This is a genomic window from Streptomyces sp. Je 1-4 4N24, from assembly GCF_026239515.1.
GTDB classification, from domain to species: domain Bacteria; phylum Actinomycetota; class Actinomycetes; order Streptomycetales; family Streptomycetaceae; genus Streptomyces; species Streptomyces nigrescens.
On sequence record NZ_CP110836.1, the window covers coordinates 8,173,964 to 8,189,415 of the forward strand.

Sequence of the window (15,452 nt, forward strand, 5' to 3'; positions counted from 1 at the left end):
GTCTACGTGCGGAGGGGTACGGCGGACGCGTGCGGCTCGTTCAGCCGATGGGCAGTGCCCCCAGCAGCAGCCCGGCAACGAGCACCACATACGTGCCGAGGGTCACCGCGGTGGTGGAGATCACGGTGGCGGCCAGCGGTTGGCGGACCAACTGATAGGCGATGAGGCCGGGCACGATGAAGCCCAGTGTCTGGGCGGTGTAAAGGAGCGGGAACTCGTGCTGGAGCGCGAGCAGCACCGTGGTCTGGAGCAGCACTGCGGACAGCACCACGGCGGCGAAGAGCCGCTTCCCGTAAAGGATTGCATGACGCTGAAGGACCTTGGTCGCGACGAAGGTGAGCGCCGTGACGCCGATCACCATCGCGGCCCGGACCACATCGGTGACGAGGGTCAGCGCGAGCCAGCCGGGGGTGATCATGCCGCCGGGAGAGAGGTTGGTGGTCAGATAGCAGACCAGTGAGAAGACCAGTCCGAGGGCTATCCCCAGCGCGATGGTCTGCGGAGTGACGTTGACGGGGATCACAGCGGGTTCCTTGTCGGCTGGTACAGCGCGTCGGCATGGGCAGCGGCGGGGCTCGGGAGATGCGGCCCGGACGTCGGGTCGTTCAGCGATGCCACCCAGCTGTACGGCTCCGGCTCGGGCGGGTGCGCGACCGGAAGCGGCACGTCGGCGTCGTCCGAGGGCAGCCTGCTGAGGTGCTCCAGGAACAGCTCGCCCTGGCCGTGGATATTGCCGACGGCCACCAGCGAGGAATCCGGGGCCAGTTCGGTGAGGAGGGCGCGGGTCAGCTCCTGCGCGTCGCGCCGGTCGCCGCCCAGGTCCACCACCCGACCCGACGACCAGCCCGACGGGATGCCGTCGCGGGCGCTCTTGGTCGGATGACCGATGAGAAAGACCGTGTCCGGGGCCAGGTCGGGGACGATCGCTCCCATCTGCCCATTGCGTTCGACCCGGTCCGGGCGGCAGTTGATGACCACGTTCAGCGGGCGGCGGATCGCACCGAGCTCCTCCAGCTGACGGACGTTCATCAACGTCGACTCGGGGTCGTTGGCGGCGAAGACATTGGCGAAGCGCAGCCGTTTGCCGTCCGGTGTGCGGTAGCGCTCGACGGAGAGCACGCCGGGGTCCGGTGGCGCGTCCCACATGCCGCGCAGGGCGGTGGCCCGCTCCACGCCGAGCAGTTCGGCCACGGCCAGCGCGATGGCGACGTTCTCCTTGAAGGTGAACCAGCTGAACTCGCGCAGCTCCTCGTCGGTGACCGATGCCGGATCGACCGCGATCAGGCGGCACCTCCGCTTGTCCGCCTCCTCCTTGAGGATGTGCAGCCGCTCCTGCTCGGCGGTCACACAGACCCCGCCGACCGGCATCGACCGGGACAGCGAGCGGGCCACATCGTCCAGCGTCGGACCCATTTCGGCGAGGTGGTCCTCGCGGACGTTGCACAGCACGCCGATGGTGGAGCGGATCAGCTTCTCCTGGTTGACCTCTTGAAGTGCGGGCATCACCGCCATGCACTCGATCACCAGAGCATCCGGCCGGCAGGCCGCCGCGCGCCGGACGATGCCGATCTGCTCGACGACGTTCGCGATGCCGAACTTCCGGTACACCGGCTCCTCGGTGGCATCCGGGTGGATGAACCGGGCAGCGGTGCCGGTGGTCTTGGCCACGGTGACCAGGCCACCGCCCCGCAGCGCCCCCGCGCACAGCCGGGTGATCGAGCTCTTGCCGCGAATGCCGTTGACCAGCACCCGCGTGGGGATCTGCGCCAGCGCGGCGTAGTGGCGCCGCTGCTCCAGCACGCCGGCGACCAGCAGCACGGCACAGCTCAGCAGCAGGACAACATAGAGGAAAAGCACGTCGGTTGATCCTTCACTGCTACGGTGCGCTGCCGCGCTGGAACGATGGGGCAGGGACAGAGGCCACGTAAGCTCGCCCGCCGCCGCGGTCCCGCTCCACCAGCGCCTGCCGGAGCAGTTCCAGACTGCGCGTGACCGAACCGCACTCGTCGTGGTGGACCGGGTACAGCACGGTGCGGCGGTCACCGTCGGCCAGCCGCTCCGCGCATCTGGTGAGGGTGCGCAGCGGTCTGACCACCACGATGTGCAGCCAGCTCAGGCAGGCGCCCCCCGCGGCCAGGGCGAGCAGCCCGGCCAGCATGGTGCGTGACTGGACCTGATATGCCGCCAGTTTGAGCGCTGCGGCGGGTTCGGCGGAGACCACCCGCCAGCCGAGGCCGGCGGCCGGACCCGTCTGTGCCAGTGGCACGGCGGCCGCGACCGACGGGCCCGCGCCCGGCGCGGTCCCCGCGTGGAGGACGGCCGATGCCGGGCTGCCCGCGCCGCCGGGTGCCGCGTCGGTCCTGGCCACCAGACGGGTGAGGGCGCGGCTGGGGAGCGATTGGAAGGCCTGAAAGCCGACGCTTGCCGCGAGCACTCTGTGGTGCTCGTCGGTCAGCCACACTCTGCCGAGCCCCGGCCGGGCAACCAGGTCGTTCAGCGCGTCAACGCCGATCTCCGCGACGACTACGGCCGAGGCGGTGTCCCCGCCTTTATCGGCGTTCTTGGTGTTCTTGGCCGTCGGGATCCGGACGTAGGCGGCGATCGCGGGGATCTTGCCCGACGTATTGACCTGGGTGATTCCGTCGCCGGTGGGACGGACGAGGGTGCGCAGCGGCTCCTTGCCCGCTCGCAGCACGATGGCACCGGTGTGGTCCAGCACGTACAGCGAACGGTACGTGGGGTGGTCGGCGTGTTCACGTCGCAGAACCTGCGCCGCCCGCTCCCGTGGCGCACCGGCGATGGCTGATGCCGTCGCCGCGAGGTCGGCGTGGCTCTGGCCGAGGGACTGCCGCACCCGGTCAGCGGTGGCTTCGGTGCGTGCCTGCTGGTCGGCGACGGCGGCTGCCGGTACGGCCTGGGCGGCCGGTACGCGATTGAGCAGGAACAGCAGCGGCACTCCCCACGCGGCGATCACGACTGTGCAGATGAGGACCAGAGCCCGGACACCGGGGCGGCGCCGCACCGGCCGCACAGGCTCCGGTTCCGTCTGGCCGAGCAGTTGGCGGCGTATCGACTCCAGCGCCCGGCCGACCCTGCCGGGCTCGCCGAACGCGCCGGCTGCCACCGGCCGCGCCAACTCCGCGCGTACTCCGGGCATTTCGCCGGCGCCCTTGGCCAGCCGGGCAGCGGACAGGTGCAGCCGCAGCAGCGGACGCTGCACGGTGACCCACAGCACCAGAGTGACCAGCACGGCGATCACCACCAACGCGCCCGCGGCCACGATGGCGAACCCTGTGTGGTCGGCTCCGCCCTTCGCCGGAGTCACATCCCTGAGCGTGAGAATCGTCAGTCCCGGCCCGAAGGTGTCGTCCTTGCCGTCCATCGCGGCGACCGATGCCCAACCCGCGACCCTGCACAGCCCGTCGTGACCGTCGCCGAGCATGCTGCCGGAGGCGTCACCGGTGTGCAGGCCGGCGTCCGCGGCAGCGGAGGGCAGGGTGCGGTCCTTGGCGTCGAGTGTCAGGGGCTTGCCAGTGGCGGCCGTGGTGGCAAGCACCTTTCCGTTCCGGCCCACCAGTTGAGCGGTGCGCCCGTCTCCGTGGACCGCGAGGGCCGCGACCTTTTCCGAGACGACCAACAGGAATTCGCGTGCACCATCACCCTGTTCCCCCGCCGGCTCCCGTGCTTGGTCCGGCTTGCCGTCAGGGTTCCGGTCCGGAGCAGGGACAGCCACCCGGGCGAAGAACAACAGTCGCGGTCCGGCGCGGCCCGAAGTGACCAGCCGGGGCGGGAGGTTGGCGGCAGGGGACCGCGCCAGGGCCGCTGCGTCCACCCCGGCCAGCGGCACCGTTTCACCACCGGCCGCGAGCGGCTTGCCAGTGTGCGGGGCGAGCAGCACACCGCCCCGGACCGGGGGACCGGTCGGAAGGAGGGACCGCAGCGTCGCCTTCGGAGTACCGCTCGCGGGGGCCCTGACCGACGCGGCGGAATGACGCACTGCCCTGGCCCTGACGTCGACGGACGTCTTGAACGAGTCCGCGGCATCCTCGGCGATCCGGCGTTCCGCGTCGCGTACCGCCTGGGGGACCTCCTGCTCATGAACGGCGCCGACGCCGAGTGTGGGAAAGACGGCAACTGCCAGCAGCGCGCAGAGCAGTGCGGCGATCGGTGGACGAACACCTCCGAGCAGAGGCATGTCGGCGCGGCGTCGCGCACGGTGTCGACGGGGCGCGTGAGCAACCGGGTGCAGGGCAGCCTCCTCTCGGCACATGGGGGGATGAACGGGTGGCAACTCGACCAGTATCGAGCTGCGTTCACACGATAATCACAAGTTCGTTCGCGGCGCTTCCCTGCAAAGGGACCATACGGAACCTCTGCACTCAAATCGACCGAGGAAATGGCCACTTCTGGACCTCCGCCTCATCCCGGTGGCGGCGAATTCGCCAACGCCCCTGTCGAAACTCGGCGAGCTCGAATGTCGGCGTGCTCGCACCGTTGAGGCGTTCCTCCAGGGCTAATCGCCGGTTCCTGATGCCCGCTCCGACGTCGCATTCCGTGCCGCTGTAACTGGTCACGAGGATGTCGAACGCAGGGCGCTGACCACTGCATCCGCACGCCAGGGCAGGTCTCCCGTACGTATCCCGCATTGGCACTCGACATGCTCAACTCCGCGACGCATTCCATGTGTCGAAGGTCGATCCACGCGCAGACGGATCCACGGGAAAGCCCGGACGTACGGCCGACGACGGTGCAGGGCACGAGGCCGACGCCGCGCAACTCCAGAAAGTACCGACGGCGTCACATCACCAACTGTGCGGTAATAAGAACTCTCCGCATAAACAAGGGGTCTTGGCTTGGCAATGGCAAATCACCTATTACGATGAGCGCCAACCGACCGCCGGCCACGCGGTGTTCGCCCTCATGGAGAAGGACTGCCCATGAAACACGCACGAAGGCGTCACAGCCCGTTACGAGCCCGGGTCGCCGGCACCACTGGGGCGCTGGCCGTCATCCTGGGCGCCGGAGTCGCGCCGGCTGTCGCCGCCGGGAAGAGCACCGGTACGCCCATGACCGCGGCAGCTGCCTTGGACGACCCGGCGCAAGCCCCGGGCCAGGCGGCGGCCTCGGACGCGGCGCAAGCCCCGGACCAGGTGGCGGCCTTGGACGCGGCGCAACCCCCGCGCCAGGCGGCGGCCTTGGACGCGGCGCAACCCCCGCGCCAGGCCGCAGCCTTGGACGCGGCGCAACCCCTGCGCCAGGCGGCGGCCTTGGACGCGGCGCCGGCCCCGGGTCAGCTGACTCTCCCCGCCCCGACCGGGCGCTATGGCGTCGGAACCGTCGACCTCCACCTGCGCGACACGAAACGCACGGATCCGTGGGTGCCCGGGCAGCAGCGCGAGTTGATGGTCTCGCTGTGGTATCCGGCCACGCACACCAGCGGCTATCCCGCCGCGCAGCTCCCGGTCAGCCAGCAGGTGCTGCCGGGCGGGGTGACCCTGCCCACCACTGCCGGGCACACCGGTGCCCCGGTCGGCCGCAAGGCCGGCAAGCTGCCGGTGCTGCTGTACTCGCCCGGCGGGCGTGGGAACCGTGCGACGGGCACGGCACTGGTTCAGGACCTGGCCAGCCGCGGCTACTTGGTCGTCACCATCGACCACACCCACGACACCGGCGATGTGGTGTTCCCTGGCGGTCGACATGAGGTGAGCATGCTGCCGCCAGGCTCCAAATCGCGCGACCTGATCGACGTCCGGGCGGCGGACACCCACTTCGTCATCAACCAGCTGGCCGAGATCGCCCGCGGCCACAACCCGGATGTGGAACACAAGCCGCTCCCTCACGGGCTGACCCAGGCCGTGAGCACGAAACACATCGGGATGTTCGGCGCTTCCCTCGGCGGCGGTTCAGTGGCCGCCGCCATGCACGCGGACTCCAGGATCGACGCCGGCGTGAACCTGGACGGCCAGCTCTTCGGCTCGTCGGTCCACCAGCGGCTCGACCGCCCCTACATGCTGTTCAGTTCCGAGCACCACAACCGCAACAGCGACCGGAGCTGGCGGCGGCTCTGGGAAAACCTGCACGGAGAGCGGCTCGACCTGAAGCTGCGCGGCTCCGGGCACAACTCCTTCGTCGACAACCAGGTCCTGTTCCCCCAGGCGCCGGGCGCATTCGGGATAACCCCGGAAGCAATGCAGCAGGCACTCGGCACGATCGACCCCAACCGCTCCATCGAGGTCCAACGCACCTACGTCGCCGCCTTCTTCGACAAGCACCTGCGCCATCGGAACAGCCACCTGCTCGACGGCCCCTCGCGCCACTACCCAGAGGTCGACTTCATCCGCTGAACCGACCGGACGCCACCGTCGGCCACTGCCTGGCGCGACGGTATGTCCCGGCCGTACACCCGCACCGCACGCTGACCTGCTGCGGACGCTCGACGGGTACCCGTGGCCCAGGCGGAACGGACGAGCTTCGAGGGCAACCGAGCAATGTGCACGAGGGCGTGGCATGACATCCGTTTCGATCCGCCAGGTCGATGCGAATGGTGACGCCACCGCTGGTGCCCAGGCGGCTCCACTGCCGTACCCGAGGCGGTCCGACTACCGCAACAAGGGCGTCCAGCCGCACTTCTGGCCCGACAAGGACGACATCGCCGCCCACAACGCCGGGTGGCGTGTCCATGAACCTCGTCTGGGCGGACTGGGGGCCGAGCGCCAAAACAGCCTCATCATGCAGGTCTCCTAGATACGAGAGACCCAGCTGTCAACAGCGTCCGTCAGTTTTAGACCTGGCGGCCAGCACTGCCGCGAGGCCCTCTTGCAGATCTTTGACGAAATACTCGGGAACCTCCAGCGAGGGGAAATGTCCCCCGGTTTCGGGCGACCTCCACCGGACGATCTGTCGGTACCGCTCCTGTGCCCAGGGGCGCGGACACTTCTCGATGTCGCGGGGATACATAGTGATTGCTGACGGGACGTCTACCCGAAGTTCTGGGTCGAGCGAGTTGTGGCTTTCGTAGTAGATGCGGGCGGACGATGCGCCGGTCCGCGTCAGCCAATACAGGGTGACGTTGTCAAGAAGCCTGTCTCTGGAAATCGTCTCGAACGGGCTGTCTTCGGTATCTGACCACTCGGCGAACTTGTCAAGGATCCAGGCAAGAAGCCCGACCGGTGAGTCGACGAGCGAGTAGCCGATGGTCTGCGGTCGGGTCGCCTGCTGCTTCGCGTACGCCGCGCGGTGGCGCCAGAAGTAGCGGGTTTCCTCGGCCCACTTGCGCTCGACCGCCGTCAGCCCGTCCGTTGTCAACCCGGGCGGTCCCTCCGCGAACGTTGTGTGGATGCCGAGAACGTGCGCCGGGAACCTGCCGCCGAGAACCGTGGTGATATTGCCTCCCCAGTCGCCGCCGTGGGCTGCGAACTTGCTGTAGCCGAGCCTTCCCATCAGTTCCACCCATGCGGCCGCGATCTTTTCGGTTCCCCACCCGGTGGTGGCCGGCTTGTCGCTGTAACCAAAGCCCGGTAGCGACGGGACCACGACGTGGAACGCCGGCGCGTCTGCATCTTTCGGATCTGCCAGCTCGTCCACTACATCGATGAACCGAGCAATGCTGTCTGGCCAGCCGTGCGTCAAGATCAGAGGAGTGGCATCCGCGCGCGCGGATCGGCGGTGCAGGAAGTGAATTCCCAGATCATCAATGGTCGTGCGGAATTGGCCGATCCGGTTGAGGCGCTCTTCGAATGACCGCCAGTTGTACCCGGTGCGCCAGTAGTTCACGACATCGACGAGGTCGGCGAGAGGAACGCCCTGTTCCCATCGGCGAGGGTCGGGCGCGGCGCGATAGACGGTCTCGGCCTCCGGTAGCCGCGCCGCGGCCAATCGCGCGCGCAGATCGTCGAGGTCAGCGTCAGTTGCGTGGGCTTCAAATGCTTGCACGTCGGCGGTTGGACGGTTCATGAGACCTCCTGGCCATCGCGGAACCGGCTACGGCCTATCGCGAACCGGCTAAGACGGTTCTAGCAGTTCTCCGAGGCCTGCCGCAACCAGCTAAGGTGGTTCCATGCATGCTGCGTTCCCCGACTTCCGCCTCGGTAAGGTGCTGGCGACCAGCTTCACGGCGACCCTGACGGAGCGTCAGGGCGACGCTGTGGAGCGCATTCCCACGCCGCCGCGACTCGTCGACTGGCTGGCAGTCAACGGCCTCGCCGTGGACTCCTGCACCACTGCCCAGCTCGACCTCGCTCGGGAACTGAGGGAGTCGATTCACGCCGCCGCGACAGCGGCCGCGATCCAGGACGGTCTCCCTGTATCGGCTGTCCAAGTCATCAATGACTGCAGCGCTCAGGGCCGGGCCGCGGCGATCCTGACGGCCGAGGGTAAGCGGCGATGGCAGCTCAGCTCGGCTTCCTGCGTGGAAGATGCCCTCAGCGTGATCGCCGCCGACGCGATCAGCATCATCGCAGGCGAACGAGACGGAAAATTGGCCTTGTGTGCATCACCAACCTGCCAAGCCGCCTTCTTCGACACCAGCCAAAGTCGCACCCGCAGATGGTGTGACATGAACACGTGTGGGAATCGTCAGAAGAAAGCGCGCTTCCACGCCAACCAGCGCAAAAACCCCAGATCAGCGGAGTGATCGTTACTCTCGGTACATGCAAGTGGGCCCCACGCCTGCGACACATCTGTCGCATTGGATGCACCCCAACGGCACCACCCGAGACACGACCCGCACCGCGGCCGGTACTGCAAACCCCAGTGCCTGAGAGCCATGTCGCCTTCGATCAACGTCCTCAATCAGTACGCCTACGTTTACTGTTGGGGACGTTCATCGGCTCAGCGCAGTTGGGGGGTGGCGGGTAGGCGTAGAGGTCTTTCAGGATGGAAGTTCTTCCTGCACTGCCCATCGGAAAGACCTCGACATGCTCCACGCTATCTTCGCCGCGCCCTGTCCGACCACGTTCCCCCGTCTCGATGAGCTCGGTCTGGAAGCCGTCGGGCAACGCCTTGAGCCGGATCAGGCGGTGGTGCCGGGTCGCCGAACCGGATCTGTGCTGCCCTGCTGAGCCAGATTGGTTGTGAGCCAGCAGGCCCCCACGACGCCGTTGTGGCCGGTCCCTCGCCGGGACCGGCCACGCTGTCTATGTGCCTGGCGTCGAGTGCCAGCTCCTGATGCCGCTGTGCACCCGGTCCGGAGTTCTACTGAACCCGGCCGCAGCCGTCGTCGTTCCCGTCGACGATGTTGCAGACCCGGAAGCGGACATCCAGCACGTACTTGAAGTCCAGTGAGATGGTGCGCGTTTGTCCGCGAAGCACCAACGCAAGGGGACGCCAGCCCCATGAGGGACGGGTGGCGTCGTAGTACTGAAGTTGTCCGCTCCAGTCACGCCCGCAGTTGGCCGGATGGTTGACGAGCGTCGCGCTACCCCAGGTGTGGTACGTGCCGCCGCCGGCCTCAGTCCAGCCGTAGGTGCCTGTCACCGTGTTGCACCGGTTGCTGCTGGCCCCGCTGATCGGGCCTTCGGCAGCTGCAGCGGTCGATGGCAAGAGCGCCAGACCGGCCGCCGAGGCCAAGAGCCCGGCCACGCGCCCGGCTCTCCGTATCACGGTCATGGTTTCTCCCGGAAATGAGTGACGCCACGCTCTGCTGACCGCGCGGCGATGACGACGTCAACTCTCTGAACCCGCAGGCTCGGGAGCAAGACGGAGAGCCTGTCCCGGACAAGCCCCAGAGTGTCCGGGCAGGTCAGCGGCCCGCCGAGGCGTTGTCCCCGACACGCCTGCGGGCATGGGTTCTTCAAGGGGGCGTGCGTTTGTCTTTTGAGGCGCCCTGGTCGGCAGCGGAGCGCACACGGCGCATTCGTAACTTCGGGACCAGATCGTCTGAGATTCTCGGGCCGTCTCCTCTCAAGCGATCTGGTCGCCGCAGGTCACAACCGAATGGCTGCGGACCAGATCGTTTAGGGCGGGACGCCGTAGTTGGTGAATGTGCTCGATAGTTGGCGAGCTGGCCGCGGGGATTCGGGGGTTGATACTGGTGGGCTCGCGGTTCAACTGTCGGGCTGTTTGGTGTAGCCCCCGTACGTGTAGTTCTCCCAGTTGGCGCGGGTCAGGGCGCCCGCGACGGTGATCGTCTTGTTCTTCTTCACCAGTTCCGGCGAGGCGTTGACGCTCAGCCTGGAGTTGCGCAGGACCTTCGCCTTCGCGGCGGAATTCTTGGTGATGTAGTCACCGTCGTTGGCCAGGGCGTGGGCTCTCACGGTCCATGTCCCGGCCGTGGTGTGGTCCTGGGGGTGGATGCTCGGGTTGATTTTCAGCGCGTACGTGCAGGTGGTCGTGGTGAAGCTCTGGCGCACGCACTTGCCCGCGATGTTGTCGGGCATCACGAGGCCGTAAGCGTCGCCGTTCGGGAGGGGTGTGTGCCACATGACCGGGAAGGTCCTTCCGACCTCGATGCCCGAGTCGTCCGTGGCGGTCACCGCGATGGTGAACGTCTTCACGTCCGTGGTCCCCAGGACGATGTCCTTCCCTCCGTTGACGACCACCTTCGTGATCTTGATGTCGCCCGAGAAGTCATCCGCCTGGGCGGCCGCCGGAATCGTGAGCGCGGACAGGGCCAGGGCCCCGGCGAAGCCTGCCACGGTGATGCGGTGATGCGGTAATGCATGAAGGCGTTCCCCCCATGTTCCAGCGCCTCAGGAACGTTCCGAGGCGGAGCTGACAATGCCGACCCAGTACCGGGGTGGCACGGACATGACCATCAGGTCGCAGGAATGGTTGCCCATCGATCACACGGCTGCCAGGACGAGCGCAGGGCTCACACCGTCTTCCGGCCTCGGTTGGCACATCGGTACAGCCGTTGGCGCTCAGAACGATCAGGGGGGACTTTGTGTGTGCGGCCGCGCGCCGGTCCGGACTCGCCCCCAAGCGCCGTAGCGAGCATGGGCGCGCGGGTCGCCGCCGAGGTGTCGTACGCACCTGCGACAAGGGGCTGGACAGTCCGTGATGCGGATCTACCCGGGCCGCGCCAGCGCCTGGCCTGACGGTCAGACAGCGCGCAGTCGAGGGGCTTCAGGCTGCTCCGGTCCGACCTCCGCAACGACCGTGAGGGGAACGGGGTCCTCGATGTCGGCGGTCTCCTCCGCCCGGCGGCTCAGCTTCGACTTAAGGGTGATCAGCCCGCTCTTGACGTGCGGCGCAGCCTTCACCGCAGCGGCCCCCACCACGACGCCCGCGCCGAGGATCCCCAGGGCCGCCTTGTTCCCGGCGAACAGCACGGCGTGCGTGACGAGCGCGTTGTCGTCATCCCGCGCCAGCGGGCTCTTTCCGCCCGGAGTGCTCGACTGCGAGAGGTGCGTGTCGGAGGGACGCCGCACCAGCATCAGTTCCCAGATCGAGTCGCCCCGGTTGACGTCCATGACGTAACTGTAGAGGCGATCAGGTACGCCGCGGCCCGGAATGGAATGTTCTCCGACGTCGTCGGTTTTCTCGGTGGTGATGGCCGGGCGGCGGCCACTCTTGCTGCCCTTGGTCTCGGCGGCCCGCAGCCCGTCGTAGGTCAGTTCCCGCTGGAGGTCGGGGCTGGAGTTCGCCGGCGGCGACACCCGGACCGGCCGCAGGCCGAGGCGATCTGAGACCCAGCAGAACCAGGAACGGAGAGCGCGGCTTCACATCGTTCCGCATCTGGGTCATCTCCCGCTCAAGAGCATCGCGGCGGCAGAACTGCGGGCGTACACAGCGAAATTGGAGGCCACGGTCTCCTCGGTCGGCTACCTGCGCGGAATCCTGTCCGAGTTGTCCAGCATCCTGGAGGCGGCTGTTGACGACAAGCGGCTCTCCAGGAATTCGATGCACGCGAAATCCGTGCGGTGGCGCAAGGCATCGCGGGAGCGCCGGGAGGCATGGATGCTGGAGACTGCGCTGCGAGTTCGGGACGTGATCAGCCCTCGGCGTCGAGTGGCCGTCGTACCTGGCCTGGGGTCCGGGCTTCGTCAGGGCGAAGTCTTCGGGCTGAGCCCGGAAGACATCGATTCCACGTTCTGCGGCACACCTACGCCTCGATGATGCTGGAGGCGGGGGAGTCCGTGGTGACTGTGGCGCGGTGGCTCGGGTACTCCTCGCCGGCTGTCACGCTCGGTTACTATGCTCACTTCATGCCGGAAGCCGGAAGCCGGAAGCCGGAAGCAAGGGGCGCACCGCCGTTGACGGACTGCTCGCGAGGAAGGGGGATCCACCGTGCCGGTGGAAACTCCCCAGATTCTCCCCAGGGCTGATCGCGGCGGATTCTCCAACTTGACCCGGTCCGGATCTAATCGTGGATTATAAGGCCGCTAGGCCAGATTGCCTGGGAAAATGCTGACTGAAGTCACAGCGACCCGCTATGTCACGCCCTTGCGTGAGGGCGGCTCGCTCCCGGGGATCGTCGAGGCCGACGACCTCGGTACCTACATCATGAAGTTCACGGGCGCTGGGCAGGGGCGGAAGACGCTCGTTGCCGAGATCATCTGTGGGCAGCTGGGGCGTCGGCTCGGGTTGCGGGTGCCGGATCTGGTGCAGATGCAGCTCGATCCCGTCATCGGTCTGAGCGAGCCCGACCAGGAGGTTCAGGAGCTGCTGAAGGCCAGTGGCGGGCTCAATCTCGGCATGGATTACCTCCCCGGATCGCTGGGCTTCGATCCGCTCGGCTTCGAGGTGAGTGCCCGCCAGGCGGGCCGTGTGGTGTGGTTCGACGCGCTGATCAACAATGTCGACCGGTCCTGGCGCAATCCCAATCTGCTGGTGTGGCACGGCGAACTGTGGCTGATCGACCATGGTGCGGCGATGATCTGGCACCACAACTGGCCCACCGCGGAGAAGGCTTCGGTCCGTCCGTACAACGCCTCCGACCATGTCCTCGCCACCTTCGGGCCGGATATCGCGTCGGCGGCCGAAGAGTTCGTGCCACAGATCACCGAAGAGCTGCTGACCGGGATCGCGGCGGATGTCCCGGACGAGTGGCTGGCCGACGAGCCCGGATTCGACTCCCCGGACGTTCTGCGTCAGGCGTATGTGAACACCCTGCTGGCCCGCGCACGGACGATCAGCGATCACATCGCTCTCGGGGAGCGCACCAAGGGCAAGCCCTCGCAGGCACCGGAATGGCTGGCGGGAAAGCCGCCGCGGAGGGCAGTGAAGTGACCGGTCTGCACAACGGGCGGGATGTTTTCGAGTATGCCCTGCTGAAGGTCGTGCCCCGGGTCGAGCGCGGCGAGATGATCAATGCCGGGGTGGTCGTGTACTGCCGTGCCCGGCGCTTCGTCGAGGCCAGAACCCATCTGGACGAGGCCCGGCTGCTGGCCCTTGACCCCACGGTCGACGTGGCCGGCGTACGGGCCGCGCTCGGCGCCGTCGAGGGCATCTGCCAGGGCGGCGAGCGGGCCGGACAGGCGGCGGGGGACGACGCGGGACGTCGCTTCCGCTGGCTGATCGCACCGCGCAGCACCATCGTGCAGCCGGGACCGGTGCACACCGGCCTGACCGCCGATCCCGCCGCCGAGGCCGAGCGGCTGGTGGAGCTGTTGGTGCGTTGAGGTCACCGGATTGCGGTGAGGGGCGCCCGTGCGCCGCCTTCGGGCGGGGCCGGGCGCTCTGCCGTGGGACGCCCGTGCGCCGGGACCCGGCCGGTCTCACAGGTGAGGTGGGCAACGGTGCGGTGGTGGGGCGTTGACAGCGGGTTGCCGGGCTTCTAGCGTCAGCCCTGCTCAGGCTACTAAGCGGTTGCTCACCCACGGGATCGGTGCGGCGGACCGCTTGTCGAGGTTTCGAGGGTGAGGAGAACCCGCATGTCCACCACCGAGCAGCGCGTCGCCATTGTCACGGGCGCGGCCCGCGGTATCGGCGCGGCCACCGCCGTACGCCTGGCCGCCGAGGGCCGTGCCGTCGCCGTACTCGACCTCGACGAGACGGCCTGCAAGGACACCGTCGAGAAGATCACCGCGGCCGGCGGCAAGGCCATCGCGGTCGGCTGTGACGTCTCGGACGCGGAGCAGGTCGAGACGGCGGTCGCCCGGGTCGTTGCCGAGCTCGGTGCGCCGACCGTCCTCGTCAACAACGCCGGTGTGCTCCGCGACAACCTGCTGTTCAAGATGAGCGAGAGCGACTGGGACACGGTCATGAACGTGCATCTGCGCGGTGCGTTCCTGATGTCCCGCGCCTGCCAGAAGCACATGGTGGACGCCAAGTTCGGGCGGATCGTCAACCTCTCCTCCAGCTCGGCGCTCGGCAACCGCGGGCAGGTCAACTACTCGGCGGCCAAGGCCGGTCTGCAGGGCTTCACCAAGACCCTCGCCTTCGAACTCGGCAAGTTCGGCGTCACCGCCAACGCCGTCGCCCCCGGCTTCATCGTCACCGACATGACGGCCGCCACCGCCGAGCGCGTCGGTATGGGCTTCGAGGAGTTCCAGGCCGCGGCCGCCACCCAGATCCCGGTCCAGCGCGTGGGCCGGCCCGACGACATCGCCAACGCGATCGCCTTCTTCACCGGCGACGCGGCCGGCTTTGTCTCCGGCCAGGTCATGTACGTCGCCGGCGGCCCGCTCAACTGACCGCCCCACCGACCTCAGGAGTTCTGGACATGACCGAGCAGGACAACGGGCTCCCCGAGCCCACCGGCAAGGTGGCGCTGGTCACCGGCGCCAGCCGCGGTATCGGCTACGGCATCGCCGAGGCCCTGGTGGCCCGCGGCGACCGGGTCGTCATCACCGGCCGCAACGAGGACGCCCTCAAGGAGGCCGCCGAGAAGCTGGGCGCCGACCGGGTGCTCGGCGTCGCCGGCAAGGCGCATGACGAGGCCCACCAGGCCGTTGCCGTCGAGCGTGCGATGGAGGCCTTCGGCCGCGTCGACTACCTCGTCAACAACGCCGGAACGAACCCGGTGTTCGGCCCCATCGCCGATCTGGACCTGGGTGTGGCGCGCAAGGTGTTCGAGACCAATGTCGTCTCGGCGCTCGGCTTCGCGCAGCGCACCTGGCACGCATGGCAGAAGGACAACGGCGGCGCCATCGTCAACATCACCTCGATCGCCGGCCTCGCGCCCTCGCCCTTCATCGGTGCGTACGGCATGAGCAAGGCCGCGATGGTGAATCTGACGCTGCAGCTCGCCCACGAATTCGCGCCGGGCGTGCGGGTCAACTCCATTGCGCCCGCCGTGGTCAAGACCAAGTTCGCGGCCGCGCTCTACGAGAACCGCGAGGAGGAGGCGGCGGCCGGCTACCCGTTGGCGCGGCTCGGCGTCCCGGAGGACATCGGCGGGGCCGCGGCGTTCCTGCTGTCCGATGCCTCGGGCTGGATCACCGGCCAGACGCTGGTGGTCGACGGCGGTCTGTTCCTCAACGCCGGGGCCTGACGGCGCCGGGCGGGCCCTGAGCGGCCTTGCCCTGGTGTGCGCTCCAAGAGGCAGAGTCGTGGTGCCGGTCCTCATC

General features: G+C 68.0%; 16 protein-coding genes. 9 read left to right on the forward strand and 7 right to left on the reverse strand.

Going from position 1 to position 15,452, the window contains the following annotated elements; genetic code table 11:
- Positions 1-40: 40 nt before the first annotated feature.
- The 3 genes from SLV14N_RS35395 to SLV14N_RS35405 are packed head-to-tail and all read right to left on the reverse strand — an operon-like array spanning position 41 to position 4,195.
- Positions 41-523, reverse strand: coding sequence for a poly-gamma-glutamate biosynthesis protein PgsC/CapC (locus SLV14N_RS35395; protein WP_208686699.1), 483 nt, complete (start codon positions 521-523; stop codon positions 41-43).
- Entirely contained in the window at positions 520-1,857 is a 1,338-nt protein-coding gene (gene pgsB / locus SLV14N_RS35400) for a poly-gamma-glutamate synthase PgsB (RefSeq protein ID WP_263272567.1), read from the reverse strand. Before pgsB ends, SLV14N_RS35395 begins: the two co-directional genes overlap by 4 nt.
- Before the next feature lie 19 nt (positions 1,858-1,876).
- The gene (locus SLV14N_RS35405) at positions 1,877-4,195 is read right to left on the reverse strand and encodes a cache and HAMP domain-containing protein (protein WP_263272568.1); all 2,319 of its coding nucleotides are present in this window, start codon (positions 4,193-4,195) and stop codon (positions 1,877-1,879) included.
- Between the two features lie 955 nt (positions 4,196-5,150).
- Here SLV14N_RS35405 and SLV14N_RS35410 point away from each other — a divergent pair.
- The gene (locus tag SLV14N_RS35410; protein ID WP_263273386.1) at positions 5,151-6,344 is read left to right on the forward strand and encodes a hydrolase; all 1,194 of its coding nucleotides are present in this window, start codon (positions 5,151-5,153) and stop codon (positions 6,342-6,344) included.
- Between the two features lie 163 nt (positions 6,345-6,507).
- Positions 6,508-6,744 carry a hypothetical protein gene (locus SLV14N_RS35415; RefSeq protein ID WP_263272569.1) on the forward strand — a complete coding sequence of 79 codons (237 nt, stop codon included), beginning with the start codon at positions 6,508-6,510 and terminating at the stop codon, positions 6,742-6,744.
- Positions 6,745-6,762: 18 nt separating this feature from the next.
- Here the strand turns inward: SLV14N_RS35415 and SLV14N_RS35420 are convergent, their stop codons facing one another.
- Complete coding sequence (locus SLV14N_RS35420) at positions 6,763-7,953, reverse strand: epoxide hydrolase family protein (protein ID WP_263272570.1); 1,191 nt, start codon at positions 7,951-7,953, stop codon at positions 6,763-6,765.
- A gap of 103 nt (positions 7,954-8,056) precedes the next feature.
- Between SLV14N_RS35420 and SLV14N_RS35425 the strand changes: the two genes are divergently transcribed.
- Positions 8,057-8,632, forward strand: coding sequence for a CGNR zinc finger domain-containing protein (locus SLV14N_RS35425; protein ID WP_263272571.1), 576 nt, complete (start codon positions 8,057-8,059; stop codon positions 8,630-8,632).
- A 560-nt stretch (positions 8,633-9,192) separates the two neighbouring features.
- Here the strand turns inward: SLV14N_RS35425 and SLV14N_RS35430 are convergent.
- From SLV14N_RS35430 to SLV14N_RS35440, 3 genes are all read right to left on the reverse strand, one after another.
- Entirely contained in the window at positions 9,193-9,606 is a 414-nt protein-coding gene (locus SLV14N_RS35430) for a hypothetical protein (protein ID WP_263272572.1), read from the reverse strand.
- Between the two features lie 437 nt (positions 9,607-10,043).
- The gene (locus SLV14N_RS35435) at positions 10,044-10,634 is read right to left on the reverse strand and encodes a calcium-binding protein (RefSeq protein ID WP_263272573.1); all 591 of its coding nucleotides are present in this window, start codon (positions 10,632-10,634) and stop codon (positions 10,044-10,046) included.
- 405 nt (positions 10,635-11,039) lie between these two features.
- The gene (locus tag SLV14N_RS35440; RefSeq protein ID WP_263272574.1) at positions 11,040-11,597 is read right to left on the reverse strand and encodes a hypothetical protein; all 558 of its coding nucleotides are present in this window, start codon (positions 11,595-11,597) and stop codon (positions 11,040-11,042) included.
- 139 nt (positions 11,598-11,736) lie between these two features.
- On the opposite strand from SLV14N_RS35440, the gene SLV14N_RS35445 reads away from it, so the two are divergent.
- The 6 genes from SLV14N_RS35445 to SLV14N_RS35470 all read left to right on the forward strand — a co-directional run bounded on the left by SLV14N_RS35445 (position 11,737) and on the right by SLV14N_RS35470 (position 15,376).
- On the forward strand, positions 11,737-12,057 hold the full coding sequence (locus SLV14N_RS35445) for a hypothetical protein (RefSeq protein ID WP_263273442.1): 321 nt from the start codon (positions 11,737-11,739) through the stop codon (positions 12,055-12,057).
- Positions 12,033-12,266, forward strand: coding sequence for an integrase (locus SLV14N_RS35450; protein ID WP_263273388.1), 234 nt, complete (start codon positions 12,033-12,035; stop codon positions 12,264-12,266). Before SLV14N_RS35445 ends, SLV14N_RS35450 begins: the two co-directional genes overlap by 25 nt.
- 79 nt (positions 12,267-12,345) lie before the next feature.
- Positions 12,346-13,170: a HipA family kinase gene (locus SLV14N_RS35455; protein WP_263272575.1), complete on the forward strand. Its 825-nt coding sequence runs from the start codon at positions 12,346-12,348 to the stop codon at positions 13,168-13,170.
- Positions 13,131-13,562, forward strand: a complete 432-nt coding sequence (locus tag SLV14N_RS35460) for a DUF3037 domain-containing protein (protein WP_051104208.1) — start codon at positions 13,131-13,133, stop codon at positions 13,560-13,562. Before SLV14N_RS35455 ends, SLV14N_RS35460 begins: the two co-directional genes overlap by 40 nt.
- Before the next feature lie 252 nt (positions 13,563-13,814).
- On the forward strand, positions 13,815-14,576 hold the full coding sequence (fabG, locus tag SLV14N_RS35465; RefSeq protein WP_127149533.1) for a 3-oxoacyl-ACP reductase FabG: 762 nt from the start codon (positions 13,815-13,817) through the stop codon (positions 14,574-14,576).
- A gap of 29 nt (positions 14,577-14,605) precedes the next feature.
- Positions 14,606-15,376 carry an SDR family oxidoreductase gene (locus SLV14N_RS35470; protein ID WP_093639972.1) on the forward strand — a complete coding sequence of 257 codons (771 nt, stop codon included), beginning with the start codon at positions 14,606-14,608 and terminating at the stop codon, positions 15,374-15,376.
- The last annotated feature ends 76 nt before the right edge of the window (positions 15,377-15,452 follow it).

Bases quoted from the DNA above. Each gene is read 5' to 3' on its own strand.
- SLV14N_RS35405 (WP_263272568.1), bottom strand. From the start codon at position 4,195: ATGCCTCTGCTCGGAGGTGTTCGTCCACCGATCGCCGCACTGCTCTGC.
- SLV14N_RS35415 (WP_263272569.1), top strand. From the start codon at position 6,508: ATGACATCCGTTTCGATCCGCCAGGTCGATGCGAATGGTGACGCCACC.
- SLV14N_RS35420 (WP_263272570.1), bottom strand. From the start codon at position 7,953: ATGAACCGTCCAACCGCCGACGTGCAAGCATTTGAAGCCCACGCAACT.
- SLV14N_RS35425 (WP_263272571.1), top strand. From the start codon at position 8,057: ATGCATGCTGCGTTCCCCGACTTCCGCCTCGGTAAGGTGCTGGCGACC.
- SLV14N_RS35430 (WP_263272572.1), bottom strand. From the start codon at position 9,606: ATGACCGTGATACGGAGAGCCGGGCGCGTGGCCGGGCTCTTGGCCTCG.
- SLV14N_RS35455 (WP_263272575.1), top strand. From the start codon at position 12,346: ATGCTGACTGAAGTCACAGCGACCCGCTATGTCACGCCCTTGCGTGAG.
- SLV14N_RS35460 (WP_051104208.1), top strand. From the start codon at position 13,131: ATGGCTGGCGGGAAAGCCGCCGCGGAGGGCAGTGAAGTGACCGGTCTG.
- fabG (WP_127149533.1), top strand. From the start codon at position 13,815: ATGTCCACCACCGAGCAGCGCGTCGCCATTGTCACGGGCGCGGCCCGC.
- SLV14N_RS35470 (WP_093639972.1), top strand. From the start codon at position 14,606: ATGACCGAGCAGGACAACGGGCTCCCCGAGCCCACCGGCAAGGTGGCG.